This is a genomic window from Pseudomonas izuensis (genome assembly GCF_009861505.1).
GTDB classification, from domain to species: Bacteria; Pseudomonadota; Gammaproteobacteria; order Pseudomonadales; family Pseudomonadaceae; genus Aquipseudomonas; species Aquipseudomonas izuensis.
The window spans coordinates 58,054-84,022 of record NZ_WTFT01000014.1 but is presented as its reverse complement, the minus strand read 5'-3'; the positions used below and the strand labels follow the sequence as shown (position 1 = coordinate 84,022).

The 25,969-nt window shown below is 58.3% G+C and carries 22 protein-coding genes and 4 pseudogenes; 7 read left to right on the top strand and 19 right to left on the bottom strand.

Features of this window, described 5'->3' with window-relative positions; translation table 11 throughout:
* Window positions 1-255 precede the first annotated feature (255 nt).
* On the bottom strand, window positions 256-1,188 hold the full coding sequence (locus GPL81_RS14665; RefSeq protein ID WP_096510398.1) for a transporter: 933 nt from the start codon (window positions 1,186-1,188) through the stop codon (window positions 256-258).
* 569 nt (window positions 1,189-1,757) lie between these two features.
* On the opposite strand from GPL81_RS14665, the gene GPL81_RS14660 reads away from it, so the two are divergent.
* Window positions 1,758-2,831: a hypothetical protein gene (locus tag GPL81_RS14660; RefSeq protein WP_160107327.1), complete on the top strand. Its 1,074-nt coding sequence runs from the start codon at window positions 1,758-1,760 to the stop codon at window positions 2,829-2,831.
* 220 nt (window positions 2,832-3,051) lie between these two features.
* On the opposite strand, the gene GPL81_RS14655 is transcribed toward GPL81_RS14660, so the two are convergent.
* Complete coding sequence (locus tag GPL81_RS14655) at window positions 3,052-3,432, bottom strand: hypothetical protein (protein ID WP_160107326.1); 381 nt, start codon at window positions 3,430-3,432, stop codon at window positions 3,052-3,054.
* Between the two features lie 97 nt (window positions 3,433-3,529).
* The gene (locus GPL81_RS14650) at window positions 3,530-3,841 is read right to left on the bottom strand and encodes a hypothetical protein (RefSeq protein ID WP_160107325.1); all 312 of its coding nucleotides are present in this window, start codon (window positions 3,839-3,841) and stop codon (window positions 3,530-3,532) included.
* Here GPL81_RS14650 and GPL81_RS14645 point away from each other — a divergent pair.
* Window positions 3,840-4,196: a hypothetical protein gene (locus GPL81_RS14645; protein WP_160107324.1), complete on the top strand. Its 357-nt coding sequence runs from the start codon at window positions 3,840-3,842 to the stop codon at window positions 4,194-4,196. The two genes, GPL81_RS14650 and GPL81_RS14645, sit on opposite strands and share 2 nt — an antisense overlap.
* Window positions 4,197-4,454: 258 nt before the next feature.
* On the opposite strand, the gene GPL81_RS14640 is transcribed toward GPL81_RS14645, so the two are convergent.
* From GPL81_RS14640 to GPL81_RS14625, 4 genes are all read right to left on the bottom strand, one after another.
* Window positions 4,455-5,255 carry a glycosyltransferase family protein gene (locus tag GPL81_RS14640; protein WP_160107323.1) on the bottom strand — a complete coding sequence of 267 codons (801 nt, stop codon included), beginning with the start codon at window positions 5,253-5,255 and terminating at the stop codon, window positions 4,455-4,457.
* A 71-nt stretch (window positions 5,256-5,326) separates the two neighbouring features.
* Window positions 5,327-5,536: a co-regulatory protein PtrA N-terminal domain-containing protein gene (locus tag GPL81_RS14635; protein WP_160107322.1), complete on the bottom strand. Its 210-nt coding sequence runs from the start codon at window positions 5,534-5,536 to the stop codon at window positions 5,327-5,329.
* A gap of 299 nt (window positions 5,537-5,835) precedes the next feature.
* Window positions 5,836-6,417 carry a hypothetical protein gene (locus tag GPL81_RS14630; protein WP_160107321.1) on the bottom strand — a complete coding sequence of 194 codons (582 nt, stop codon included), beginning with the start codon at window positions 6,415-6,417 and terminating at the stop codon, window positions 5,836-5,838.
* 111 nt (window positions 6,418-6,528) lie between these two features.
* On the bottom strand, window positions 6,529-7,335 hold the full coding sequence (locus GPL81_RS14625; protein WP_160107320.1) for a lytic transglycosylase domain-containing protein: 807 nt from the start codon (window positions 7,333-7,335) through the stop codon (window positions 6,529-6,531).
* Window positions 7,336-7,578: 243 nt separating this feature from the next.
* Here GPL81_RS14625 and GPL81_RS31440 point away from each other — a divergent pair.
* The 4 genes and pseudogenes from GPL81_RS31440 to GPL81_RS14610 form a co-directional block, all read left to right on the top strand.
* A pseudogene (locus GPL81_RS31440) lies at window positions 7,579-7,671 on the top strand (LysR family transcriptional regulator); the annotation flags it as partial.
* A gap of 770 nt (window positions 7,672-8,441) precedes the next feature.
* Entirely contained in the window at window positions 8,442-9,659 is a 1,218-nt protein-coding gene (locus tag GPL81_RS14620) for a DUF3422 domain-containing protein (protein ID WP_160107319.1), read from the top strand.
* A gap of 270 nt (window positions 9,660-9,929) precedes the next feature.
* Entirely contained in the window at window positions 9,930-10,802 is an 873-nt protein-coding gene (locus GPL81_RS14615; protein WP_160107318.1) for a DNA/RNA non-specific endonuclease, read from the top strand.
* Window positions 10,803-11,985: 1,183 nt separating this feature from the next.
* Window positions 11,986-12,078: pseudogene (locus GPL81_RS14610) on the top strand (DNA/RNA non-specific endonuclease); the annotation flags it as partial.
* Between the two features lie 429 nt (window positions 12,079-12,507).
* On the opposite strand, the gene GPL81_RS31435 reads toward GPL81_RS14610, so the two are convergent.
* Window positions 12,508-12,906 carry a hypothetical protein gene (locus GPL81_RS31435; RefSeq protein WP_246218929.1) on the bottom strand — a complete coding sequence of 133 codons (399 nt, stop codon included), beginning with the start codon at window positions 12,904-12,906 and terminating at the stop codon, window positions 12,508-12,510.
* 302 nt (window positions 12,907-13,208) lie between these two features.
* Here GPL81_RS31435 and GPL81_RS14605 point away from each other — a divergent pair, with 302 nt between their 5' ends.
* Entirely contained in the window at window positions 13,209-13,907 is a 699-nt protein-coding gene (locus GPL81_RS14605; RefSeq protein ID WP_160107317.1) for a potassium channel family protein, read from the top strand.
* 198 nt (window positions 13,908-14,105) lie between these two features.
* On the opposite strand, the gene GPL81_RS14600 is transcribed toward GPL81_RS14605, so the two are convergent.
* From GPL81_RS14600 to GPL81_RS14550, 11 genes and pseudogenes are all read right to left on the bottom strand, one after another.
* Window positions 14,106-15,899 (bottom strand): alpha/beta fold hydrolase, encoded by a 1,794-nt coding sequence (locus GPL81_RS14600; RefSeq protein WP_160107316.1) that lies wholly within the window; start codon window positions 15,897-15,899, stop codon window positions 14,106-14,108.
* A gap of 389 nt (window positions 15,900-16,288) precedes the next feature.
* Window positions 16,289-17,539, bottom strand: coding sequence for an OprD family porin (locus tag GPL81_RS14595; RefSeq protein WP_160107315.1), 1,251 nt, complete (start codon window positions 17,537-17,539; stop codon window positions 16,289-16,291).
* 106 nt (window positions 17,540-17,645) lie between these two features.
* Window positions 17,646-18,055 (bottom strand): annotated as a pseudogene (locus GPL81_RS31430) (2Fe-2S iron-sulfur cluster-binding protein); the annotation flags it as partial.
* 188 nt (window positions 18,056-18,243) lie between these two features.
* The gene (gene pcaF / locus GPL81_RS14585) at window positions 18,244-19,449 is read right to left on the bottom strand and encodes a 3-oxoadipyl-CoA thiolase (RefSeq protein ID WP_160107314.1); all 1,206 of its coding nucleotides are present in this window, start codon (window positions 19,447-19,449) and stop codon (window positions 18,244-18,246) included.
* Window positions 19,446-19,766: pseudogene (paaI, locus tag GPL81_RS14580) on the bottom strand (hydroxyphenylacetyl-CoA thioesterase PaaI); the annotation flags it as partial. The gene pcaF and the pseudogene paaI, both read right to left, overlap by 4 nt.
* Entirely contained in the window at window positions 19,753-21,276 is a 1,524-nt protein-coding gene (paaH, locus tag GPL81_RS14575) for a 3-hydroxyacyl-CoA dehydrogenase PaaH (protein WP_160107312.1), read from the bottom strand. The pseudogene paaI and the gene paaH, both read right to left, overlap by 14 nt.
* Window positions 21,277-21,280: 4 nt before the next feature.
* Window positions 21,281-22,072 (bottom strand): 2-(1,2-epoxy-1,2-dihydrophenyl)acetyl-CoA isomerase PaaG, encoded by a 792-nt coding sequence (paaG, locus tag GPL81_RS14570; RefSeq protein ID WP_160107311.1) that lies wholly within the window; start codon window positions 22,070-22,072, stop codon window positions 21,281-21,283.
* Between the two features lie 41 nt (window positions 22,073-22,113).
* Window positions 22,114-22,887 (bottom strand): 2,3-dehydroadipyl-CoA hydratase PaaF, encoded by a 774-nt coding sequence (paaF, locus tag GPL81_RS14565; protein ID WP_160107310.1) that lies wholly within the window; start codon window positions 22,885-22,887, stop codon window positions 22,114-22,116.
* Between the two features lie 208 nt (window positions 22,888-23,095).
* Window positions 23,096-24,418, bottom strand: coding sequence for a CaiB/BaiF CoA transferase family protein (locus GPL81_RS14560; protein WP_160107309.1), 1,323 nt, complete (start codon window positions 24,416-24,418; stop codon window positions 23,096-23,098).
* Window position 24,419: 1 nt separating this feature from the next.
* The gene (locus GPL81_RS14555) at window positions 24,420-25,196 is read right to left on the bottom strand and encodes an enoyl-CoA hydratase/isomerase family protein (RefSeq protein ID WP_160107308.1); all 777 of its coding nucleotides are present in this window, start codon (window positions 25,194-25,196) and stop codon (window positions 24,420-24,422) included.
* Window positions 25,197-25,299: 103 nt separating this feature from the next.
* Window positions 25,300-25,956, bottom strand: coding sequence for a 3-oxoacid CoA-transferase subunit B (locus GPL81_RS14550; RefSeq protein WP_281355063.1), 657 nt, complete (start codon window positions 25,954-25,956; stop codon window positions 25,300-25,302).
* Window positions 25,957-25,969 lie beyond the last annotated feature (13 nt).

Here is a 25,969-nt window from a genome sequence, read left to right as displayed (position 1 = left end):
CTCTCAATGAGTGTGTTAGTGAACACACAGCATTCTCTATGCCAATATCCAGCAGCCTGTAAGCCCTGCCGGGGTGACCACTTTTATGACTGACTCAGATATAGGTTGCGGGTAATACAGCCCACTTTTGGGGGTATTTCCTCTGAATAGGGTTGGCAATATGAAGGACAGGCGGGTCTTGGAAACTGGCTTCGGGAGCAGTGTCTGCTGGCCCCTTAGTTGCGGTTGTAATGCTGTCTTTAATTTTATCAAGTCTCAAAGCCCTCCCCCGAAGCGATACTGCCAAGCTACACCAATAGCATCGTATTCGCTGCCGGTACGAGTATGCGCCCCCTCACTCGCAAACAGCTTCAGCGAGTTATTCCGGTTCAACGGCAGAGAGAGGGTGCCCCCATAGCGCGTATTTTCCTGAAAGTCGTGATTACCGACCCCATCGACCGAGGTACTCCCGCCAGCGAAGTAGGTCCCATCCAGTGAGGCCCAGACACCGTTACTAAAGGCATAGATAAGATGCACCTGTACCTGATAAGTCGGGTTCTGGGAAAATGTATGGTCGCCAAGGTATTGGTCATTGTCGGTGTAAAAGGTGCCCGCACCGGATAACTCCAGGGTCACGGGGCCCAGGCGCTTGGAAATCCCGAGTTCGGGCTTGAATGACCAGCGGTTGTTGCCGAGATTGACCAGCCTGCTGGAGTCGTATTGGCCAAGTGGTGCCGTAATTGCCAGGCTGGCGCCGATAATCACATCCTGTTGATAGCCGGGAAACTCAGCCAGGGACATCGCCGGGGCGCCATATAGATTGACCGAGAACCGGAATCTTGGATCTATCAAGCCAGTCACATTTCGTTCCTTCGGTTCACCGGCGAACAGCGCCGAGCCTGTCAATCTGGCTTCAGGCACGACAATATCGAACTTCCCGGAGCGGCCCCAGACGTCCAGCGACCTGGCAAAGGCAAACACGACAGTCTTGATATCGAGCTTGGCATCCTGGAGTGGGACTGAGGGGTTGGCGGTCACGCTACCCCGCAGATCGCTGTAGCCCATGAGCAGGAAGTTGATACCCACCGGCGTATTGGCGTAGGACCTGGGTTCGAGATCCTCGGCGACTGCACTGGGGGCTACGATGATGAGTGAAGCGGATGCGAACCGAGCCAGCCTGACAACACAGAGTTTGTGTTTCATCCACATTCGCTCGCTTCCTGCCAGGACCTCAGGGTTCTATGTATTGTTGTAGCGCATCTTCACTCGTTTAGCACTTGCAGCTGCCACTAGCAGGGTGTGACCGCACTGACTGTTTGATCGGATACTCCGGCTCGATCAGTGAGCAGGCATACTTTCTAACGGATGAGGGTGCCTCCCTGGTTTCGTGGACAACTCGAATTCTTATAACAAGGTGCTGCAAGAGACAGATCGCCTGGGTTTCCTGAGACGAAATCGACGGGCCGCTTCTGGCCGGTTGCTGCCTGTCGCGAAGGGCAGTTGACGACCCAAAGCTGCCGATGGCCAAAGGCAGAAATCGGTCGATTTTGTTGAAAAAGTCGGTATGCCCAAATTGCCTGATCATTGACTGGTGAAAGCACTATTTTGCACGTATCTGCGTGAAATCCGAGTCCTAAAGTCTCTGCCAAAAGTAAAAAATTCAATCTCGGGCGCGTACTTTTCTGATGCGCAATGTCCGCAAGCTTGTAAAATATTTAGATCGCTCTAAACCTATAAATTGTCGAACGTGACGTCACACAAACCCAAATGACCATAAAATGAACAATCAAAAAAAAGCAATTATAATCGCTCGAGCGCCCATTGAAGCGGGCGAAAATGAGATCAACCGGCGTAACATGAAATTACAGGTTTACACAAAGGAAAACGGGCTTGACGTAATCAAAGTGTTTTCAGGGCTGGAAAATGAATTGCTGCACGAAAGCAGTCTATTCAATCAGGCATTAGATTTTATTGATAATCAATCAGGGAAAGTAATAATAGTCTCGTACAATGACTTTGTGGGTGGTGAGTCAGTTATTTTTGAAAAGTACAAGAGATTGATAAAGGAAGAAAAGGTTCAGCTAGAAATTTACGCGCACCCATGCTTTGCCGAACCCAAAAATAACGAAATAAAAATTTGGCGATATCTCACGCTACCAAAATTTATTGACCTTCTTCACAGTCGAACACTTTTTTTCACTAGGGCAGACCTTTTACGAGAAGAAGATAAGTCTGAAGGTTCCAGTCTAACCAATGCTGACCTAGCTGCGATTAAATTATTCGACGAATTGAGCAAGCGCAATATTAGTATCCCACATCAAAACTTACCGGAAATCTCAATTAATGACTTGATGGCAGCGAGCCAGAGGACTCATGAGGTTAGCGAGGGTGTGTTAATTAAACAATATTTTATAAATTGCTGGCACATGAATGAGCACGAGAGTTTTGCCATGTGGAAGATCTACTCTGAACCCTTCGGAGTCTGCATTCAGTCTACGTATAACAGCTTAACGCGCTCCTTTAATGACCCAGAATACAATTTCCACAAACACCCAAAAATATATGCCGGAGAAGTAAAATACATTGATTGGGATAGTGATAGCATCCCAAGGGATAATGGATTTTGGCCGGTAATGCACAAAAAAAGAGAATTCAAATACGAGGATGAGTTGAGATGTATTGTCTGGGAGCATAAAAAAAATATTGTTAAAGTTGGAGTTGATTTAGAGCAATTGATCCATAATATTCATATCAATCCATACACTCCACCCTGGTTTAACGACGTTATTTTCAGCTTGTGTGAAAAATATGGCGTAAGTGCGAATAAAATTATTCAGTCGAGGTTGGCGTAGGCTTTACTGAAGTTGAATATATTTCCTGGAGTCGCTAGGCAATCCCTTAGCGACGACGATCAACAAGATACTATCCTTGTGCCGGCGGCGTTCGCTCATGTCAAACCTTTCGGGTCGATTGATGCCAATCGCCAACAGCAGCTACCGACCCAAAGGGGTCGGTAAGCTCAGCCAAGGTAAGAGATGGGCTGCACATATACCTCGCAAGAGTTCTTGATTGTTATCTGGGGTCTGCTCTCAGACAGTCATCAATAGGAGAGGTGCTGCTTTGATGGTGATCCGCGTTGATCGTGGCATTAGCCATTGTCGCGGTATTCCTCTCAATCTGTATGAGTAATTTGTTGTTCGAGTACATCAGTACCCACAACGCATAAAAAGGAACGACGAACAAAAACATCAGGATCAGCCCGACGAACCCGAAAAATAGATAGGACCCTGGTGATGTAATCGAGATGGTTGTCGCGCCAAGGCCCAGGCTTACGCCGGAACCGGTATCACGAATATACGCTACTGCAACACCACCAATAACTCCCAGCAGCATGGACAGCCAGATGTTCACGAGCACGATAACCTGCATCGTTTTGATTATTAGTGAATTCATAGCAAGCCCCTATTAATCGCATTGGTACGAGATCTTAATGGTTGAGACGCAGAGCGCAGAATTAGTGCTTCAGTAGGCGCGATGCTCAAACGCGATGTCAGAACTGCGGCCCGGTACATTGACCGTTGAGCATCCGGCCATAGCAGGTCGCATGGGGTTGCGCTGCGCCGGTGCTCCCATGGCACACACCATTGACCACAGCGCCGATGCAATCCTGTGTGCGGTATACCGGTTGGCCGTACTGCTGCTGCTGCACAGGCGTTGTTTGTTGCTGCATGGGTGTTGTTTGTCGCGGCAAATCGAGCGAATTCCGCCATTGCAAGTAGTCGCGACGGGCGTCGATAAGTTCGGCGCAGCCTGTCGAGGATATCAACGCCAGTGCCAGCAGGGACGGCATAATTTTATGCATGTCAGTTTCAGTGATCAGAAAACATGTGCCAAGCGTTCACAAAGCCTTAGTCAAGCAGAACGCGCCAGTTGAAGCCCTGGAACTTCGGATCGACAAACCACTTGCTAAAGCGCTCCGGTTCATCGGCCAGCGTGGCTCCCTGTACTATGAAATATTGCACTGCCTCACCCAGCGCATTCAGGATCGCAAATTCATAGATATGGGCGCGCTGAATTTTACTGAGGGAGATAGGGAAAACGTTCCTCTTGCGGATCGCCTTTACCTGTACCGTGAAATTACTCCCAGTGTCAGGATTGTGCGCGATCAGGTCGATTGCCGGCCTTTCATTTGGCGACAGCGCTTTTTCAATTCATGACAATGCATGACCTCTGATCTGATATTGCATACGACGTTGTCAAAGTCAGTTTCTTCGGGGCAGTCCGATCTCTGGACCTACCGTGCCTTTGTCAGCGTTGTTGAAATTTGCGGCTGGGGATAGAGAAGTGCGAAATTCTGAGCGTCCCTTTTGGCCGTTTTCAGCCTGTCGCGCCTGGTTGAGTCCACAACCAAAAGCGGTCACTCCAGTGTCGCGCAAGGCACTGTCAACGGTCCCGGCGTCCTCGAACATGCGGTTCTATCCATTCACGGCCCTCAGGGTATTCCCTTGGGTAATGTGCTCGTACATACGAACCCTTCGGTGATTTCGCGCATAACCGCCCATCGCCGATACGGTGCCGCTTTGAATGTGATCCAGGTAACGGAACATCTTTCGCGGTGAAATAAAACGCACCTGGTAGCCTCGGGCAGTCATTCGATCCTGCAGTTCATATCCCGGATTACGTTCATCCATTTGAAAGTGAAAGCTGTGCTCCTTGATCAACGCCACATTCCACAGCGTGCAAAAGCTCTTCAGATGCTTTTCTCGATAGGGCTTCGGCGCTCTTGCCTGCATGCCGAGCGCCAACAAGCTCCGTCGGGCGTAGTGCTTGCAAAAACGTGAGGCCAGGCGCCAGGCCGAGCGAACGGCGCCCCGATCCAGTTGTTCCAGGCATCCGACGGCGGCCACTTCGCGTTGACCCGTACATTGGTCGATCATCATGGCGAAGACTGCCGGATCGTAAATGAAGGTATCGGTGTGCAACAGAAACAGATAGTCGGTTTCAACCTGTGCCAACGCGAGATCCAGAGCCCGGCCATGGGCCATGTTTCCCGCTTCGGGGCCTGTGTGCTTGCGTTCGATCAGTTGAATCCAGTCCAGCGTGCGCAAGTACTCGCTGCTGGCGTCGTCCGAGTGGTTATCCACCACAATCACCGGAACACCGGTTCCCCGCAAAGCCTCCTGTAACAGCGTGAGACAGGTTTTCGTCAGATCAAGTGTTTTGTAGTTAACCAACGCAATGCTGTAGTTGGCTGTCGTTGGGGTTGGAAGATTCATAACCTGTTGAGCCTCGATGATTTAACCGATACCGGCAAGACTTCTCAAAATTGACGGGGGCCTGCGCGCCGTCAATTTGAGCGCGAGACGTCATTGGAGGCGGTGTTGTGATTGCTGGCAGTGGCTGTCGCCGTGGCAGCTGCGGACTGTTGAGGCGTGGTCATGGCGGTTGCCCTGGCAGCTTCCATTTTGGCCATCACGGTATCGCCACCGCCTTCTGCCATTGCGGCGACAGACGCAGTCATCAGGGTCACGATCAAAAGGGTTTTCAGGCTTTTCATGAGTGTTCTCCAGTAGTGAGTTGAGCCAACACACTGTTTGTTGGCTTGGACTCATCCTGACGCTCACGGCCTTTCACGCTGTTCCCCGCAACTTAAATTTTTTGACAGGTTGGCGACCACGCCGGATTGCTTGTCAGTGCGGGTTCAAGTGCAACGGGGAGGGGAGGAAGTACGACGGGTATACGCAAGGCCGGACAATGCCTGCCAGCGCCTGACACTATCACCAGTCGTCAATACGAATTGGGCATCAAATCCAGTGAGGAGAATATGGAGTTCGCATCCATAGTCATAACGCACACCTACGTTAGCTCAAGTCGCTCTAACGCATAATCCTTACCTGCCAAGGTAAGTTCAAAAATGGTGGCGCCGAACGTTCCCCTTGTCACCTTTTGCTTCACAAGACGTTTGGCTTGGAGTTGCTTTAGCCCTTCTTCGACTTCTAACGTGCTGAGTGAGACAAGCTTGCAAACTGAGTTTAAATTGGCAATTTTTCTGAAGTTCGCATGATAGGCCAAAGCTTCCATCAGTAGCGTTTGGTTATCTGTCAGCTGTGGAAACTGAGGATTGTTCTTTTTGTAAATTTTTCGCTCTATCTCGTGTAACTCGCCGTAAGTTCCATCGGTGATACGGGCGTAGAAAATCGCTACAGACAAAGTGCTGATGACAATCGCGATAATCATCAGCAGCGACCAATTCGGCATTGGCGTTTCCAGCAAAAGCCAATCCAAAAAACGTAGCAGCCAGCTCGTGGTATCTGCCAACAACGTCAGGTCGAAGTAAATGTCGAGCAGCCTTATGGCAACCCCAGCGACAAGAAAAATTCCAGCCGAACAGGCCACAGCCTTGAACATGAACGGAGAGTGCTTGCCTTGTGCTGCCATGCTACTCGTCCCTGGTATAGAAACAGATGTCATCAGCATAGCAGTGGAAAAGTTACCCTTGGCAGTCGACCTGCAAGGTCAGCTACTGGCCGGGTTATGCGTCCTGCGGCACTAACGATGGTTGCGATAGCGTTCGGTCAAGGACTGCACGCGGGTGACGTAGGATTGCGTCTCGGCGTAGGGAGGCACGCCGTTGTACTCGACCACGGACGCTTCGCCGGCGTTGTAACCTGCCAACGCCAGCATCTGGTTGCCGTTGAAGCGCTTGAGCAGCCAGGCCAGGTAGCGCACGCCGCCACGAATGTTCTGTCGTGCGTCAAACGGATTGTCTACCGCGAAGCGTTCGGCGGTGGCGGGCATCAACTGCATCAGTCCCTGGGCGCCGGCTTCGGAAATGGCGTTGGGGCGAAACGCTGATTCGGCATGCATCACTGCGCGGACCAGCGCCCTGTCGACACCATAATGATCCGAAGCGGCTTCGATCTCCTGCCGATAGGACTGGGTGTCCAGGCGCAGTGAGGCGACCTTGAAATCCTTCGGCACCGTGCACAGATAGCAGCCCTTGATGTAATAGAGCTCAAGGACATCGACCCGTGCGGAGATCCCGACGGGGCGCCGGCTCACATATTGACGAACCCCCTTGTGGATGAAGGTCCACACCCGGATCCGCACCGCGTCCGGGTCGTCTTCCCGCACAAAACGTGGCAGGGCCATTGCCTTGGCGCCGACACCGGTGTCCGCCACGCCATTCAGGCGAGTGCAGCGGGCGGTGGCGATGGCTTGGCTGGTGTAGCTGATGGCTCCGTCACTGGCTTGGCACTTGAACATGGCGCTGGCGCACAGGGGAGCGACCAGCAAGGCCAGCTCGATACAGCCAAGAAGACTCTTGCGAGCCCATCGCCATGCTCTGGAACTCATCACATTGCTCCGCGCCGCAGGCGCCGATCAGGTCTGGGGCGCCTGGCCCGGGCGTTGCCTTTGGAGGAATTATTCTGGGTGACGCGCCTTTTGTTCTGATAGTTATACCCCTTGTAGCCGGCCTTGGAACTTGCGTTGACGTACGGGCTGCCGGCGTTCCTAGGCGAGCCGCAGGTCTGATTGCGCTTACGACGCGTCTTCCCGGCTTGCCAGGGCCGGACAGGCTCACGTAGTCGCACTCGAATTTCGGTCTACGCACTGACCGAAACACGGTTGCTTCCGGCGAAGATCCAGCGGTTCATAGAGTTCATAAGCAATCATCTCAACGGTGCTTAATGATTGCGATTGGGGGACAAAAGGGATGGGCTATCCAGATCGCTAGTCTCATGTCAGTCCCGTGGCAGGCATTTTTCATGAAGAGGGTGGGGCGGGGCGTCACACTGGTGGCCGAGGTGTAATGCTCGATTATCGGATCCTGTCGCCCAAAGCCTGAGTGTCGACATTCTTCGGGCGCGGAATCACCCCGCCGTGAGGAATTGACGCAGGTCATGAAGGTTCGTGCAACTACGCCGAAGTAATTCGCGCACAGGGGCCGATCGAGCGCTTCAGTCGAGGCAATCGTGTGGAGCTTGAAAAAGACGATTTGCTGCGTCTGGTCACTGCCAACGGCGGTGGTTGAGGGCCGGCAAAAGCGCGGAGCCTGGAGGCTATTCAGGATGATATAAAAAACCAATACATTTCGGTCGAACAAGCCCGGCGCTACTATCCCGAGCAGATGTCATCGGCATAGCCGAACCGGAGCTTGTGAGTGACAACGCCGGAAATAGAACCGGTATGAGAGGTGCCTGCCAGGGACGGCAGTGCTTCGCTACTGCCGAAGGAGACTCGATTACTCATTCGCGTCTCGCTCTTTTGACTCCAGACCGTGTTCCCCTCGGACGGGTTGCGCCGTCCCTTCCCAACGCTCATAGCCTCGCGGTGACTTGTGAGCTCGTCGAACTGTCCCACCAACAACAGCAGTCGAAAATGCCTCGAAAGACTTGGCGCCTGGTTCGGGTGGGTATTAATCGCAAGCGGCAAAAACAACTCCAACATGGCCATACAACATGCACCCGTTACGACAAAGCCTGCACAACGAACTACACGCGCGCCCGTCACTGTACTTCGATGAGCCGGCCCATGTGTTTCATCTGGCCTTCCTAGGCAGCGATCAGGAGTGCAATGCATTCCTTGAAAACTGCTGCCCTGGTTCCCTCGACCTGACTGCCGCCCAAGGAATTACCCGGCTCGATGGCCATGCACTGAAATGGGAGCGCCATGCCGAGTTTTTCACTCTGACCCTGGTGGTCACTTCATCCTGTGATGACCTGTCCTGGACGACGCTGCCCGAGGTGCTGGCGTCAAAGGTCGAAGTGCATTTGCCGGCCTTGATCAACTCGGTGCAAATTGTAGTGCGTGGTGAAAACAACCTGGATCTGTCCCGTTACGGCTTCAAGGATCCGAGCGGTTCTTGTGTGGGCGGCGGAGATGCAATGGTCTGGAGCGATTTTCGCCTGAGCGAGGATGGCAACAACCACATGTTGTTCGTCAACCGGCGCCTGAATGCCTACCGCCAGGGCCGGATGATACGCCGCCTGCTGGAAATCGAGACCTATAGGATGATGGCCTCGTTATCGTTGACCATGGCCAAAGATCTGAGCGCGCAGCTCGATGTTTTTGACAAGACCTTGGTCGCCCTTTCCGAACGGAACGCCGACCCCGACGGCAGTAATGCGAAAGCCCTGCTTGCGGATATTTCCAACCTTTCTGCCCAAGTGGTAAGCAACTCTGCGAAAACCCGGCACCGCTTCAGTGCCACGCAAGCCTATGCGCAATTGGTGTTCGAACGTTTGGGGGAGCTGCGAGAAAGTCATGTAGGTGATTGCCAACGCCTGGGCGTATTTATCGAGCGCCGCTTCAAACCTACAGTCAGGTACTGCACCGCCACCGAACAGCGCCTGGAGCACCTGGCCGAAAGCGTGGCCAACCTGGGCGATTTGTTACAAGCACGGGTTCAGGTAGAAATGGAGGAGCAGAACTCGGAAATTCTGAAAAGCCTGAATGCTCGGGCCGATGCTCAGATCAAGATCCAGCGTGCAGTGGAGGGACTGTCGATTATTGCTATTACCTACTACCTGCTTAACCTACTCAAACTTGGCTACTCGGGGCTGCACCTGCTCGGCGTTGCGGTGGCCCCGCGAGAGGCCATGCTCGCAATGACGCCGCTTGCAATCGGCATTCTCGTGTTGATTGTGCTTCGCATCAAGAAAGTCAAAGAGCATTGAGACGATGTTCTGCCACTCCCTTCTTCGACGTGCATGGGTCAACAGAATGCAAAACGCAGCCCAGCACTAATGTGACTTGTCATGGTCAATAAGTCCCGCACGAGCGCCAGCGCTCGTGCTGCCCGGAACCGACCGGATCCGCATCGGCATTTTGATCAAGGACAGTGAAAGCATGCTCGCCGCCATTTAATCAGCAACCGCCTGCAAAGGGTTCCGTGAATCGGGACTCGCCGTACGTTTATCCCTCAATCCAATTCGAAGATTTAAAGCATGCACCTACGCAAAATTGCAGTTGGGCTGTCGGCCCTTGTTTTGCTCTCGACCGGGGTAGAAGCCCGCAGTCTGCTGGATCTCCTCAAGCCGCCCGCCCAGCATCAGGAACAAGCATCCCGTTCAGGCTCGGTCAGCCAGAACGCGGCCCTGGACCTCTATTCAAACAAACAGAAGCAGGCATCGTTTGACGGTTGTGCAGATCTGTTCCCGGCGGCGAAACCGATCAGCACGGCCACTGTGCCCGCCACCATGAAACCCCTTGCGCTGTGTTCCGACAATTTTGCGGTGCTGTACTCGCAAACCAGCAAGACACCGCTGGTCGTGGTCGAACGCCTGAATGCCACCCAGTTGCAGGATGCAAAAGGGGAGGAGCGCACCAACCAGTTCTATCCGGACCCACGCATCCCCAAGAGTGGGCGGGCAGAGTTGAGCGACTACCGCAGCCAGCATCCGGCCGTGGATCGTGGCCATCAATCCCCGGCAGCCGATGCACCGAACCCCAATGCAATGGCCCAATCCTTTGCGCTGTCGAACATGGTGCCGCAAGACCCGACCAACAACCGGAAAATCTGGAGCAAGGTCGAGTCTGATGTCAGGAAGTTTGCCAAGCGAGCCGATGGCGATGTGTTTGTCTTTACCGGCCCGATCTTTGACCCGGACCACACCACCATCGGCACCAACAAGGTCTGGGTGCCGACCCGCCTGTTCAAATTGGTTTACGACGCCTCGTCCAGGCGTGCCTGGGCCTACGTACTGCCCAACGCTGAAACCCGTATCGAGAAACCCATGGACTACGAGGCCTTCGTGAAGAGTACCGGGCTCAATTTACTGGGGAATCTACCGGTCACAGGATCCGTCGGGCGATCGTGATCTGTGGGTATAACCTGGGAGTCGCTTGACTCCCAGAAGTCAGATAAAAGTCGCCGAGTATCTGAAGGAGGGCGCGGCTGGGGCTATATAAACTTGCTTAATATTGCGGCACTTTTTGTCCCCAATACATATTTGGCCGTAACAGCGCAAATTCTTGTCCTTTATGACGCCATCCACTTTGGAACTCTTAAAGGAGTAGCTGCATCATTTAGTTAGGGCTGTCTCACAAAGGTCACCGCCGGTGACCTTTGTGAGTGGATGGACTGCGTCCCAGCAAGCACTTTGATCCCTAAGGTTTACAATTCTTCACCGGCCTCAAGATTCAGCTTTGCAGCCGTTTCTCCCACCATATCCAGAATCTTGAGACCAGTTTCGAGAACAGCCTGGCTCAATGCTTTGTCTCGAATACCATCGCTAAGCGCAGTGAATGACACTCCTGCGGCTGCAACCACTGCTAACTGGTCCCGCTCATCCGGTCGCGGTGGTGGAGGGGGTACCAAAATCCACCACCCAGCTGGCAAATTCAACTTTATAGGGCGGCCAAGTGGGCACCAATCATCGTCGACCAACGCACGCAAGAATCCAGAAGCATCGCCGCCCTGCGCGTGGATCAACGAAGCTGCATCTGTGAGACGGTGAGCCAGATCTACCGCGGCCAACTGTGCCGTAAAGGCCCAATGATCCTCTGGGTGTGTTCTCCACGGTTCGGGGTGCGGGCCTTCTCTCCATGGGTCTGGTGATGGACCTGCTCTCCAGGGTTGGGGGCTTGGGCCTAATTGTTGTGTGAAGCGATGACCTGGACCGCCTGGACCTGCGGGGCCACCGCCCCAAATCTCCCATAAGCGAGGGTGCAATCGGACAAATATCCTGAATATGGCTGAACGTGTATCCATGACATTCTCCTTCTTTGGAATGAATGACGCGGCACTTTCGGCCAAGCAATACCAACAACGATTTCTAACGCCTGCACAGGGCAGGCCGGAAACGACGAAAACATGGTAACGACGTCAGATGGTCGTCAGTGGGATATAGAGCATAGTTCTGATTGTCTTGAGGCGAACTCCGTCCGTCTGCTGGACGTTTTTCAGAACGCGGTACTCGCACTTTGCTACAGCGCCCGGGCTGGGGCGTATCGGCTTTTGCTCTCCAGCTGTTGCGCTACATTTGCCAGGACGCGAACAACCGAAAACCAATGGACTACGAGGCCTTCGTGAAGAGTACCGGGCTCAATTTACTGGGGAATCTACCGGTCACAGGATCCGTCGGACGCTCTTGATGGCTTGATGAACTGCTTCCCTGGAAATGGCAGGGCAGACAGGCGTTTCCCACTACTGCGACGGTCCAGGCCCGACCGTCGCCATGCGGCCCAGAGCCGCCAGCAGCGTTCAGGCTGTCACCCGAAAATAAAAGAAGGAGCTATTGAGCCTGGCTGTGGTCGATTCAAATAGCGAGGCACGAAAATGCTATCGCAGCGCGATCCTACAGTTAGAGAGGTGAATACCTTGAACAGCATCATTTACATCGTCGGATTGGTAGTGGTCATTGCAGTTGTCCTGTCGTTCCTCGGACTTGCATAGTCTGAGGAGTGCTTCCTGACGGGCACGCCTGTCTATTCATACTCCAGAAGGGGCGAGCGAGCCGCCCGCCCTTTGCCAGGTTGCCCGGCTAGCGCTGAATCAATGTCCGATCAGTCTCGTGGGTCGCACTAGCGACGATAGTAGCGGTGCTCGTCCTCGTAGCGTTGCCGCATGGCTCGATCCTCGTGGCGCTCCCAATAACGATGACGCTCAGCTTCCCGGCGGGCTTGCTCTCTGCGCCACTGTTCTCTACGCCATTCGTCTCGGCGCCAATCGTCTCTACGATCGTGCCAACGGCCGTCGTGCCAGTATCGGTCGTCATGGGCAAGCAACGGCCCTGGCTGTTTGTCGGCCATACTGGCCAAGGTCGGCCAAGGGTTGCCGGTAGCCTGGGTCGGAGCCTGAACGGCTGCGACTTCAGTTGCGAAAACAGGGGTTGAGGTCTTCATCTGTGTTGCTGATGCCGAGCCCACTGCCGCGAACGCGAACAGGCCGAAGAGCACCATCCGTGGGTCATGGAATTTCATGAGCGAAGACAACCTCTGATTGACAATTGGACGAGTGGCCATCCGGCTGCGTGAAGTCTGCGAGTTCGCGTTTACCGAGCGGATGTGCCTATCCACATAGACCGATAGATAGAGAAAAGTTCTGGGGAGCCGCTGCTTAAATAGTCGGGAACGGCGGTTATGGCCCATAGCTGTCAGGCTGAATCCTTTCACATGCATTCGCGACTAGAATTTCCCTGCCGACTCTTCTAGAGCTTGATCGGATTTCAACCGTACTGCGTCAGGTCCTAAGCGTTATTTATTTCGGTCAATGGGAAACCGGTATGACAAATCCACAAGATAAAGCCGAATCCGACGAGGATTTAGCTCAGATGGTAATAGGACGAGGGCCCTGCACTTATCTATTGCTGCTCTTACTAGGATTAATCCTCCTGTTCCCCTTTCTTGAGGAAGGAATATTTGCTCGCACGTTGCTCGGCATTCTGTTTTCAATCGTGCTGCTCGTGGGCGCTTTCGCCACCCGGCAAACCCGGCAGGGGTTCATCTTCAAACTGGGTCTGGCATTGCTTGGGGTTGGCCTTCAATGGGCGGCGTTATGGGCTGGGAGTATCGCGATTCTGGACCTTGCCGGGATAGCCTATGCAGCGTCTCTTGCAGTCTCGTTTAGCGGCGTGCTTCGCTATATTCTCATGCGCGGACCGATTACCGCCGACAAGCTGCATGGCGCGCTTGCGGGGTACATCATGCTGGCCTTCGTTTGGTCCTTCGTCTATGCGCTGGTCGAGATATCCAGCGCTGGTTCATTCGGCCCTGGCCACCTCGACTTCGGACAGCCCGGCACTTTCTTCAAACTGATCTATTTTAGCCACACAACGCTCACGACCACCGGTTACGGTGATGTAATCCCGTTGACCAACCACGCCCGCTCACTGGTGATGGTTGAAGAATTTTCAGGCGTCTTTTATGTGGGTGTTGTGATAGCGCGGCTTGCCGGGCTTTATCCGTCGAATCAGACCAAGTGACTCTGGATTTGCCTGAGCTACCTTCCCGCACCGGATAGTTCCAGGGGCAAGGGTTGCGTTGTAGCGCACCTGCATTGGTTTAGCACTGACAGTTGCATGCCGCGATTCAAGGGCCGCGCCGCCCGGCCGATCCTCACCTGCGCAAAGCGCTGAAGCCCGCGGGTGGCGTGAGGTCGGCTCGAGGGCAAGAGGGCAGGCTCAACGCTCCATGACATAGGTGCCAGGTGCGGGGCACAGGGGCGGGTACTTGCGCGAGCCGAGCTTCTTCGGCGCCGGCCGGCTGTCGCCCGAGCGCTGCCCGATCCACTCCCGCCAATGCGGCCACCAGCTGCCTTGCTGGCGATCCCCGGCGTTCTGCAGCCAGGTTTCCGGAGTCTCGGCGGCAGCAGGCGCTGCGTAGTAGAACGACTTGGGGTTGCCCGGCGGGTTCACCAGGCTCTGCAGGTGCCCGGCGTTGGACAGCACGTAGGTTGCGTCCTCGCCAAACAGCCGGGCGGTGCCGTAGCAGCCCTGCCAGGGGGTGATATGGTCGGTGGTGCCGCCCACCACATAGGCGCCCACCTTCACCTGGGTCATGTCGATCGACTCGCCGGCAATCTCCAGTGAGCCCGGGTTACTGTAGGGGTTCTGCTGGATCAGATCGAGGTAGTCCGCGTGCAGTTGGGCGGGCAGACGCGTGGTGTCGTTGTTCCAGGCCAGGATGTCGAAGGCCGGCGGCTTATTGCCCAGCAGGTAGTTGTTGACCCAGTAATTCCAGATCAGGTCGTTGGGTCGCATCCAGGCGAACATGCGGGCCATACCCTGGCCGCTCAGCACGCCCTTGCGCCGGGAACTGGCCTTGGCCGCACGCAGGGCGGACGGGGTAGTGAACAGTCCCAATGTGGTGTCGTCCAGCGCCGAGGGCATGTCGAGCACGCACACGGCCCAGCTGGTGTTGGCTACCTTATGGCCTTCGCCACGGGCCGCCAGCCAACCCAGGTAAGCCGCCAGGGTGATGCCGCCCGAACAGGAGCCCCACATGTTCACATCCGGGCTACCGGTGATTTGGCGCGCCACGTCCACAGCCTGGTCGAGGCACAGCGCGTATTCGGCCAAGCCCCAGTCGCGGTGTAAACGGGTGGGATTGCGCCAGCTGATGACGAAGAGGTTCACGCCGCTGTCCTGAATCCACTTGATCAGGCTTTTCTCCGGCGACAGGTCGATGGCGTAGTACTTGTTGATTTGCGGCGGCGACATCACCAAGGGCCGGGCATAGATGTTTTCGGTGGTGGGCGCGAACTGCAACAGCTCGAACATCTCATTGCGAAACACCACTTGGCCCTTGGCCGTGGCGATGTTTTCCCCCACCTTGAACGGCGTGCTGTCCACCTGCCTCGGGAGCCCACGGTTGGTCAGCATATCCTGGCCGAATTGGCGGATGCCTCTGGCCAGGCTCATGCCACCGGTGTCCACCAGCTTGCGCAGCGCCACTGGATTAGTCAGCGGGGAGTTGCTCGGTGCAACGGCATCGGCCAGAAGCTCTGCGACAAACATGGCCCGGCTCTTTTCCAGCGGGGCAAGGTCGGTGGATTCGATGAAGCGGGTCAGCTCACTTTGGCCGGCCAGATAGCTCTGCAGCAGGGCACGCAGGAAGGCGTTGGATTGCCAGGCCGGATCGGCGAAGCGCTTGTCCTTCGGGTCCGGCGCAATACTGGAATTGCCCTTGGCGATGCCGCGCAGCGCCTTCAGGTAGCCACCCAGATGAGCGCCAGCCTTGAGCGGCGACTTGCCCACGGCCTTGAGCAGGTAGCCGGCCGAACTGGCCAGGTCCGCCGCCCGCACGCTGACCAGCGGATTGCCTGCCAGGGTCTGGTTGGCGGCCGTGCCGATCAGCTCTTGTTGCCGGGTGTTGTCCGGGACATCGCCATCCTTGCGAGCGCGACGTTTTCGGCCGGTCGCCTGGGGACGTTGGGTGGGGGTTGCGGTCTCGCTCGTTCGGGTGGATCTGCTCATGGCGGCTCTCGTGTTTCCGGGCGCATTGTTGTTTTGCACCGACTCTAGGGCAGCGGCGGCGGCGGCCACCTCGCATTGCACGACAGAGAGTTTTCATTTCATGACAAGGGCAATCGTGGGCTGACGAATCGAGCGGGTGAGCTGCGGGGGCAGTCAGCGGCCACATGGAGGGGGTAGTGGGATGGGGATATTTAGAACCGCACCTGCTTTTTTCCTTATTGCATTCGATCCAGAGCGGGCCAAGGGCCGATTTCTGCCTGTCGCGAAGGTCAGCAATTCAAAGCAAACCTTCGACCTGGCGGTGACACAACCCAGATATTTCCTGATCCGGGTTGTGGTGATGCCACTCCGTCTGAATCTAATTCAGGGACAATTGGTTAAGCCCCGGATTACCAGAACTTAATTGTGTAACCGAGAATCAGGCGGTTCTCATCAACATCGGTGGTCAAGCCGTTGCCGGAACGGAAGGTGACATTGCGCCAGCGGATGCTCAGGCCCTTGAGGGCGCCATTCTGCACCACGTAGGCAAGGTCGCTATCGCGTTCCCATTCTTTACCGTCATCCGTGCTGGCGGTCTTGACGTTGCGGCCGTCGACATAGCGGGTCATGAAAGTCAGGCCGGGGATACCCAGGCTGGCGAAGTCGAAGTCGTAGCGCAGCTGCCAGGCATCCTCCTCGGCGAGGGTGAAGTTGTTTAAGGTCACCAGGTTGACCACATAGGGGTCGCCGCCATTAAGGTAGGGAAAGGCGCTGTCGCCGGACATGCGCTGGAAGGCCGCACTGAACCGGTGCGGGCCCTTGCTGAGACTGACCATGCCGTTGAGGTTGCGGTTATCGATTTTGCCGGCGCGCTCGACACCGTCGCCACGACTGTCGAAGAAGCGAAGGTCACTGCGCAGACTGAGCCCGCCCGGCAGGGGTTGGGTGTGCACCAGGCCGATGAACTGCTGGCGGTAGATCTCGTCCAGCCGGCCGTAGTAGTAGCTGACCGCTAGTTGGGGGTTGATGGCGTATGTGCCGCCGGCGAAGTCGAACGCATCGCTCGTCGCGGCACCGTATCCGATGTCGTCGCGGCCGGAGCTGTCGCGCAGGTTCGTGCGAGTCAGTCGGCCACCGTTGAAGGTCAGGCCATCCAGTTCCTGGGAAGTTAGCACGCCACCCTGGAAGGTCGAGGAGAGCAGCCGGGTGTCGTTGTAGGTAACCACGGGCAACTGCGGCTGTAGGGTACCCAGGCGCAGCACACTCTTCGAAGCATGCAGCTTGGCGGTCAGACCGAGCTCGCTGTAGTCGTCCACTGGCTCCTTGCTAACGGGGTTGAAGGGCAAAAGGCCGGTGCCACGCCGATCGCGACTGGAGTCCAGCTTGAGCCCAAGCTGGCCCATGGCATCCAGGCCGACGCCTATCTTGCCCTCGGTGAAGCCCGACTCAAGGCGTGTGGTGAAGCCCTGGCCCCATTCAGCAGCTTTGGACTGGGCGGCGCCGCTCTGGCGGAAGTCGCGGTTCAGATAAAAGTTGCGCAGTTCCAGAGTAGCCTTGCTGTCTTCGACGAAGCCGGCCATGGCTGCGGAGACGGTAAGTAGGCAAGGAGCGGTGAATAGGATTGCAAGTCGCTGCGGGGTGAGCAAATAAGTACGGTTCATTGTTGTTGTTCCCGATACTGAGTCTTGTCGGTGAGCGTTAGCGTTCTGTGCTGAGTGGCGCGGGCAGCGCTGATCCCGGTCATGGAACGGATGCAATGGGCCAGATATCCATCACCACCTCGTCTTCGATCACCTTGCACTTGCAGGTGGGGTAGACGCCGGCGTTGCAGGAATAGGGGAGATCGGCACCTTGGGCGTTGCCGGCGCCGCGCACGCTGACGTTATCGCGGCCGTCGCTGATCAGGGTGATCTGGCTGGTGGCGCCATCGCGGCCTTCCGCGCTTCTGGCTGCTGCCGGCGACAGCGAACAGTTCGAAGTAGATGCGCTCGGCGGGCACGCCGCGTCCAAGGAGACTTGACGGCGATCCAGCGAGCGAACAGTTGACCGCGTTTGTCGGCGTCGGTCCGCCTGTTATAGAAATCCACGTCCTGCTGTTCGCGGCTGAACACGAAGATCAGGGTGAGACGCTGCAGGTAGCGGTTCTTCAGGTTTTCCAGTTGCTCACGGAACAGAGCAGGCGCTCCAGCTGGTACTGGCGCAATTGATCGACACTGGCGGTTTCCAACGTGTCGAGTCGGGAGGTTTTGGCGATCATGTTCATGGCTTCACTCGAATTGTTTTTATATAGCGGTCCATAGGAAGGGCATTGGCCGTCAGGAACAGCCAATACCTCCAGAGGGGGTTTGATCTCGGCAGATCGGCGTCACACTCGTTCGATGATTAGTGCTATCCCCTGGCCGACACCAATGCACATGGTGCATAGGGCGTAGCGTGCCTGGCGCTCCTCCAGTTCGTGCAACGCGGTGGTGACCAGGCGGGCGCCGCTCATGCCCAACGGGTGGCCGAGAGCGATGGCGCCGCCATTGGGATTGACTCGCGGATCGTCGTCGGCCAGCCCCAGTTCGCGGAGCACGGCCAGGCCTTGTGCGGCGAAGGCTTCGTTGAGTTCGATCACGTCCAGATCAGCAAGGCTCAGGTTGGCTAGTTCCAGCACCTTGCGGGTCGCCGGTACTGGGCCGATGCCCATGATGCGCGGCTCGACGCCGGCGGTGGCCATGGCCACGACCCGGCCACGAGCCTTGAGGCCATAGCGTTGGGCCTGTTCGGCGCTGGCCAGGAGCAGGGCGCAGGCGCCGTCGTTCACGCCCGAGGCGTTGCCGGCGGTAACGCTGCCACCGTTGCGAAATGGGGTGCCGAGCTTCAGCAGTTGCTCCAGGGTGGTGTCACCGCGTGGGTGCTCGTCCTGGTAAACCACCTTTGCAGGGCCTTTGCGCTGGGCAATTTCGACCGCAACTATTTCTTTGGCCAGGCGGCCGTTGGCCTGGGCGGCAGCGGCGCGCTGCTGGCTGCGCAGGGCGAAGGCGTCCTGGTCGGCGCGAGAAACATTGAACTGCTCGGCGACGTTTTCAGCGGTCTCGGGCATGGAGTCGATGCCGTACTGCTTTTGCATGAGCGGGTTGACGAAGCGCCAGCCGATGGTGGTGTCGAACAGTTCAGCCTGGCGCGAGAAGGCATGTTCGGCCTTACCCATGACCATGGGCGCGCGGGACATGGATTCGACACCGCCCACCAGCATCAGGCCGGCTTCGCCGCAGCGGATGGCGCGGGCTGCGCTGCCGATCGCGTCCAGCCCCGAGCCGCACAGACGGTTGAGGGTGGTGCCGGGCACGCTCACTGGCAGACCTGCCAGCAAGGCAGACATGCGCGCGACGTTGCGGTTGTCCTCGCCGGCCTGGTTTGCGCAACCGTAGATGACGTCGTCGACCTGGCTCCAGTCCACCTGAGGGTGGCGCTGCAACAGGGCACGCATTGGCACCGCGCCGAGGTCGTCGGCACGCACGCCGCTCAAGGCTCCGGCATAGCGACCGATGGGGGTGCGTACTGCATCGATGATCAGGGCGTCTTTCATTCGGGGGTCTCCTGCGCCAGCACTGTGCCGCGCACTTTGTAGGATTTGCCATGGAACAGCGCAATCAGCTGCTCCTGCTTGTTTGCAATGCGTACGTCGTAGTGACCGGGCCGGCGTCTGCGGCTTTGCTCGCCGCACTCGGTGGTGAGGGTGTCGTCCAGGCGAGCCGGGGCGATGTAGTCGATGCTGCAATCGATGGCGACGATTGCATCGTTGTCACTGTTGCGGACGAAGGCGAAGGCCGAGTCAGCAACGGCGAACAGGTAGCCGTCGTGGCAGGTGCCGTGGCCCTGGAGCATGTCTTCACGCACGTTCATGAAAGGCTCTCCCTTCAGCGCCAAGGCGGCGCAACAGCAGGGAAGGGCGATAGCGCTCCTCACCATAGGCCGCCTGGAGGTTGTGGAGGATGGCCACCACGGCGGGTAGGCCGATGGCATCGGCCCAAGTCAGCGGGCCCTGGGGATAGTTCACGCCGGCGCGCATGGCCAGGTCGATGTCGCTGGCCGAGCCCACACGCTGGAACACCGCGTCGGCACCCTCGTTGGCCAGCATGGCGACGGTGCGCAGTACGACGAGTCCCGGAATGTCGGCGAGGGGACTGACCTTGAGGCCGGCCCGCCGCAGTAGAGCCACTGCTTGGTCGCGGGCGGTGGCGCAGGTGCCGGCGGCCCAGGCGATACCGAGGCGGGAAGCCTTTGCGTAGTCCAGGGCGAGGTCCAGCAGCACCAGGTTGGCGAGGCCGTCCTCGCTGGCGCGCTGGCAGGCCAGGCGGCCGTCGGTCAGGGCCAGCACCGCGTCGCCGACCCGCAGCAGGCCGTCGCCGTCACGGCGGGTCACCTTCACGCCGACTTCGGCCAGGCGCTGCACCAGGGGTTCCGCAACGCCCAGGCTGCCTTCTACCACACAGGCATCGACGTGGGTCTCGCTGCCGAGCTCGACGGGCTCGGGTCGCTGCGCGCCTTCGGTGTAGTCGTAGAAGCCGAAACCGCTCTTGCGGCCCAGGCGGCCAGCGTCCACCAGCTCCTTTTGAATCAGCGAGGGCTGGAAACGGAAGTCGCCGTAGTAGGCGTCGAACACCGAGCAGGTGACGGCGTAGTTGACGTCATGGCCAATCAGGTCGGTGAGCTCGAAGGCGCCCATGCGAAAGCCGCCGGCGTCGCGGATCAGCGCATCCAGGGTCGCGCAGTCGGCGGCGCCTTCATGCAAGAGGCGCAGGCTTTCGGCGTAGAAGGGGCGCGCCACCCGGTTGACGATGAAGCCAGGTGTGGAGCGGGCGTGCACCGGCTGCTTGCCCCAGGCCTTGGCGGTTTCGTAGAGACATGCGACCAGCACCGGGTCGCTGGCCAGGCCGGAGACGATCTCCACCAGGGCCATCAGCGGCGCCGGGTTGAAGAAATGCATGCCGATCATCCGGCCCTGGTGCTCCAGGCCGGCGGCGAGGCTGGTGATTGACAGAGAGGAGGTGTTGCTGGCGAGGATGCAGTCGGGGCTGCACAGGGCTTCCAGTTGGCGCAGCAGGTCGCGCTTGACCTCCAGGTTCTCGACAATGGCCTCGATCACCAGATCGGCGTCGGCCAGAGCCTCGATGCTCTCCACTGGCTGCAGGCGGTCGACGATGGCGGCGTGCGCCTCGGCGCCGAGCTTGCCTTTCTCCACAAGGCGGCCGAGCTGGCGATCGATGCCCTCGACCGCGTGAGCGGCTGCGCCGGCGCGGGCGTCGTAGAGCTTGACCGGGTGACCGCCTTGAGCGGCGACCTGGGCAATGCCGGCACCCATGGCGCCGGCGCCGATGACGGCGACGGTAGCGGAAGTTTTCAGGGCGGGCATGGGCTTAGCGTCCTTTGAAGGTGGGGGTGCGCTTTTCCAGGAAGGCACTGACGCCTTCGCGGTAATCCTCGCTGTGGCCGGCCAGGCGCTGCAGGTCGCGCTCCAGGTCGAGTTGCTCGTCGAGGCTGTTGTTCAGACTGGCGTTGAGGCTGCGCTTGATCAGGGCCAGCCCGTAGGTGGGCTGGGTGGCCAGGTGGCGGGCGAGCTTTAAGGCCTCCTCGCGCAAGTCGGCATCGTCCACCACGCGGTAGATCAGACCCCACTGCTCGGCCTGCTCGGCGCAGAGGCGCCCCCCCAGCAGCGACAGCGCCTTGGCGCGGGCCATGCCGACGTGGCGGGGAAGGGTCCAGGTGCCGCCGGAATCCGGAAGCAGGCCGATCTTGCAAAAGGCTTGGATGAAGCTGGCGGAGCGGGCTGCCAGCACCAGGTCGCAGGCCAGGGGAATATTGGCTCCGGCGCCGGCGGCGACGCCATTCACCGCGCAGATCACCGGTAGTGGCAGGTCGCGCAGAGCGCGGATCAGCGGGTTGTAGAACTTCTCGATGGATTCGCCCAGATCCGGCGCGGCGGCGCCCGGCGTCACATTGCGGTCGGCCAGGTCCTGGCCTGCACAGAAGCCGCGACCCTCGCCGGTCAGCAGCAGAACGCGCACCTCGGCGTCCCGGCGCACCCGTTTGAGGACTTCTTGGACCTCGCCGTGCATCCTGGCATTGAAGCTGTTCAGTTGCTCCGGGCGGTTGAGACTGAGGATGGCGACGCCAGCCTCAATGGAAAAGAGGATGTGTTCTAAGTTCATGACTCGGGCGCTCCAGGGCGTCGGAAGAGGGCGGCCAGCGGTCACTGGCCGGTAAATTCGGGGCGGCGCTTTTCCTGGAAGGCGCGTATACCTTCCTCGCGGTCGCGGGTGCCGGCCAGAAGAGTGAAGGCGTGGCGCTCGAAGCGCAGGCCGCTGGCCAAATCGGTGTCTTCGGCCTTCAGCAGCGCCTCCTTGGCCAGGCGCACCGCCAGGGGCGCCTTCTGAGCGATGACCCGGGCAATGGCGATGGCCCGCTCGACGGTGAGTTCCGGTTGAGTGACTTCACTGACCAGACCAGCGCGCAGGGCGTGGCGGGCGTCGATTGCCTCGCCGGTGAGGACCATTTGCATGGCCAGGGGCTTGCCCACCGCACGCAGCAGGCGTTGTGTGCCGCCAGCGCCCGGCATAATCCCGAGATTGATTTCCGGCTGGCCGAAGCGGGCATCCTCGCCTGCAATGAGGATGTCTGCGTGCATGGCCAGTTCACAGCCACCGCCCAAGCAGAAGCCGTTGACGGCTGCAATCAGCGGCTTCGAGAAGCTGGCGATGTGTTGCCAATGGGCAATGCGCGGGTCGTTCAGGATGCCGACCAGGTCGCGTTCGGCCATTTCCTTGATGTCGGCACCGGCGGCGAAGGCCTTGCGGCTGCCGGTGATCACTACTGAACGGATATTGGCGTCCTGTTCGGCGGCAGCGAGTTCGGCGGCCAGTTCGCCGAGCAATTCGGTGTTCAATGCGTTGAGCGCTTCCGGGCGCTGCAGGGTGATCAGGCGGACGCCTGGCTCCGGGGAAAGTACGGTGAGGGTGAGAGACATTCCAAAATCCTCAGGCTGCACGCGCGGCTTCGCAAGCCGAACTGGTCATCGGTGTTAGTGCGTGTTGTCGTTACAGGGCGGCCATGGGTCACTGATCCGGCGCTGTCGTCGGCATATCGCGTCCATGGCTACGCGGGCCAGCTGCACCTGCGCGCGGCTGGCTGGCTTGCAAGCACTGGTTCGAGGCGCGGACTACCCGCGCGATCTTTCAACCGGCAAAGGCGTGGTCTTCATCAATCCGTTCTATGAATGCCGCGGCCTCTTGAAGCGATTTGCCGACGTCCGGCACTTGCGTCGACGACGAGACCCTCACCGGGTCTGGAGCGCCGCCGACCAGGACTCCCGCCTCGACAGCTGCGCACACTTCGCTCATCGACAAGCCTGCGCTGCGGAACACCTGTTCGTTGTGCTCGCCGCGAAATGCCGGCGCGCTGCGCGGGCCGAGTTCGTCGTCTGAAAAACGCCACGGATAGCCGTGAAGACGATACGAACCACCATGCCGATCAGGGACGTCCTGCACTGCGCCCCACTGCTTTGCCCAGTCGGTCTCGGCGAGTTCCTTCAGCGAACGGATCTGGCCGATGGCAATCTTCGCTTCGTCCAGCTGTGCATCGAGCGTCTGCAGGTCGCGGAACGAGAGCATCCATTTTTGGATCAGCGCATGCAGTTCGCCGTAGTTCTGTAGCCGCAGCTCAGCGGTACTGAAGCGCGGATCGCGCGCAAGATCCATCCGGCGCATCGCGCGCAGATAATTTGGAAACGTGTTGGTGCCGACGATGCTCTGCGCCGCGACAAATGCCTCGCCCGCCGGTCCGACGAAGTGCGGGCCTTCTGTCGCACCGAGCACACCCGGTTCCGCACCGGTATCGACACCCGCGAGGTCAAGGTGCGCGCGTTCGTTTATGGACAGCATCACCGCCGCCATGGCCACATCGATGTACTGTCCGCGGCCAGTCACATCTCGCTTGTGCACCGCAGCAAGCACCGCGATGGTTGCCTGTAAGCCCGCGTAGACGTCCGCGTGCGACAGCGGATCGGTCCATTTGCGCCCTGCATCGATGCCCTCGAAATGCCGCATTGTGTTGTGTGTGAAGCCGGCTTCGGCTTGCACTGTCGGCGCATAGGCCATGCGCGATGCCCAAGGTCCGCGCTGCCCGTAGCCGGTGATCGAAACATACACCAGCTTCGGATTGCGCAGGCTGAGCGTCTCGTAGTCAAGACCGAACGACTTGAGCGTGCCCGCACGGAAGTTTTCGACGATGATGTCAGCCTCGTCGCACAGGCGCAGCACCAGCTCGCGTGCGTTGCCCACATTCAGATCGACGCTGACGTTGCGCTTGCCGCTATTCTGTTGCGCGTAGTAGCCCGACATGCCGTTCTGGTTCGGGAACGCGGAGCGCGACACGTCCGGGCGTGGAGGCTCGATCTTGATCACATCCGCGCCAAGGTCGGCGAGTGTGCGTGCGCAGAGTGGTCCGGCCAGCACCCGCGAGAAGTCGACAACCTTGAGTCCGTTTAGTGGTCCAGTCATATCAGTCCCCTTTGAATTCTGCCGTGCCGGGTCCAGTCTTGCCGAAGGCTTCGAGTCCCCGCTTGAGGTCCTGCGACGCCCAGATCGGCTTCTGTAGTTCGAACATCGCTTCGTCGGCTGCTTTGAGGCCTTCGTTGAGCGCGATGCTTACAAGCTGCTTCGTAGCGCCGTGCGCGACTGTCGGGCCCGCAGCCAGTTCCTGGGCGACCGACAGCGCTGCCTCGTCGAGGTTTTCGTCGGGCACTACCAGGTTGATCAGGCCCCAGCGCTCAAGCGTTGCGGCGTCATAGCGACGGCCGAGCATCGACATCTCTTTGGCGCGGGCCGGTCCCGCGCGCACCACCTGACGCTGGATTCCGCCAAGTAGCGGATGCAAGCCGACTGCGGCCTCGACTGAACCTATCTTGGCCGACTCGGCGACCACGCTGTAGTCGCACGCGAGCACCAGTTCGAAGCCGCCGCCGAGACAGGTGCCATTGACCGCTGCGACGATCGGAATCGGCAGCGTCTCGAATGCGCGCAGGACTTCGAGCGGATCGACCAGCCCTTTACCCTCTTGCGCAATGCGATCGGGGAACAGCGACACTTCGGCGCCCGCTGAGAAATGCCGCAATGCGCTGCGCAGCAGGATTGCGCGCGAACCGCGCTCGACGGCCGCCTCAATTTCCTCGAGTAGCGCACCGTACATCGTTGGACCCATCAGATTGTGCGGACGAAAATTCATCGTCAGTACTGTCACGCGGTCCTTTATCTCGCGTATCACGATCGGTTCGTTCATTTTTGCTCCATATTACTGGTAGGTGTCTGCTACACAGACAGCGTTCGTTGCAATAGTCCGGGGGGCTTGAATTAGCGGCTTCAGCCGGGCCTCCAGATCGCGTTCATCCGGTTGTCCCTCGCAGTAACTGGACGCCGGTCAGTTCGCAGAGCGCATCGAACGACAGGTCCGTGCAGATCTCGATCACCTCCAGGCCCGATCGCGTGACATCGATAACTGCCAGATCGGTATAGATCCGGCTCACACAACCCATTCCCGTAACCGGATAGGAGCATCGTTCGACGATCTTGCTTGCACCCTCTCTGGTCAGATGCTCCATCATCACGTACACATTCTTCGCGCCGGACGCGAGATCCATTGCACCGCCAACTGCCGGAATCGCATCGGCTTGTCCGGTGTGCCAATTCGCCAGGTCGCCACGGACCGAAACCTGGAACGCGCCCAAAATGCAGTAGTCGAGATGTCCGCCGCGAATCATTGCGAACGAATCGGCATGGTGGAAGAAGGCGCCTCCTGGAACCAGCGTGACGGGTTCCTTGCCAGCGTTGATCAGGTCCTCGTCCTCTTCGCCAGGCACTGGCGCGGGTCCCATCCCGAGGACGCCGTTTTCGCTGTGCAGAATGATTTCCCGGTGTGGGTGCAGATGGTTGGCGACAAGCGTCGGGACGCCAATACCCAGATTGACATACGCGCCGTCCGGGATATCTCGCGCGACGCGCTGTGCCATTTCGATCCGTGTAAGCTTCTTCATTTCTGCGATCTCATCTCTAACT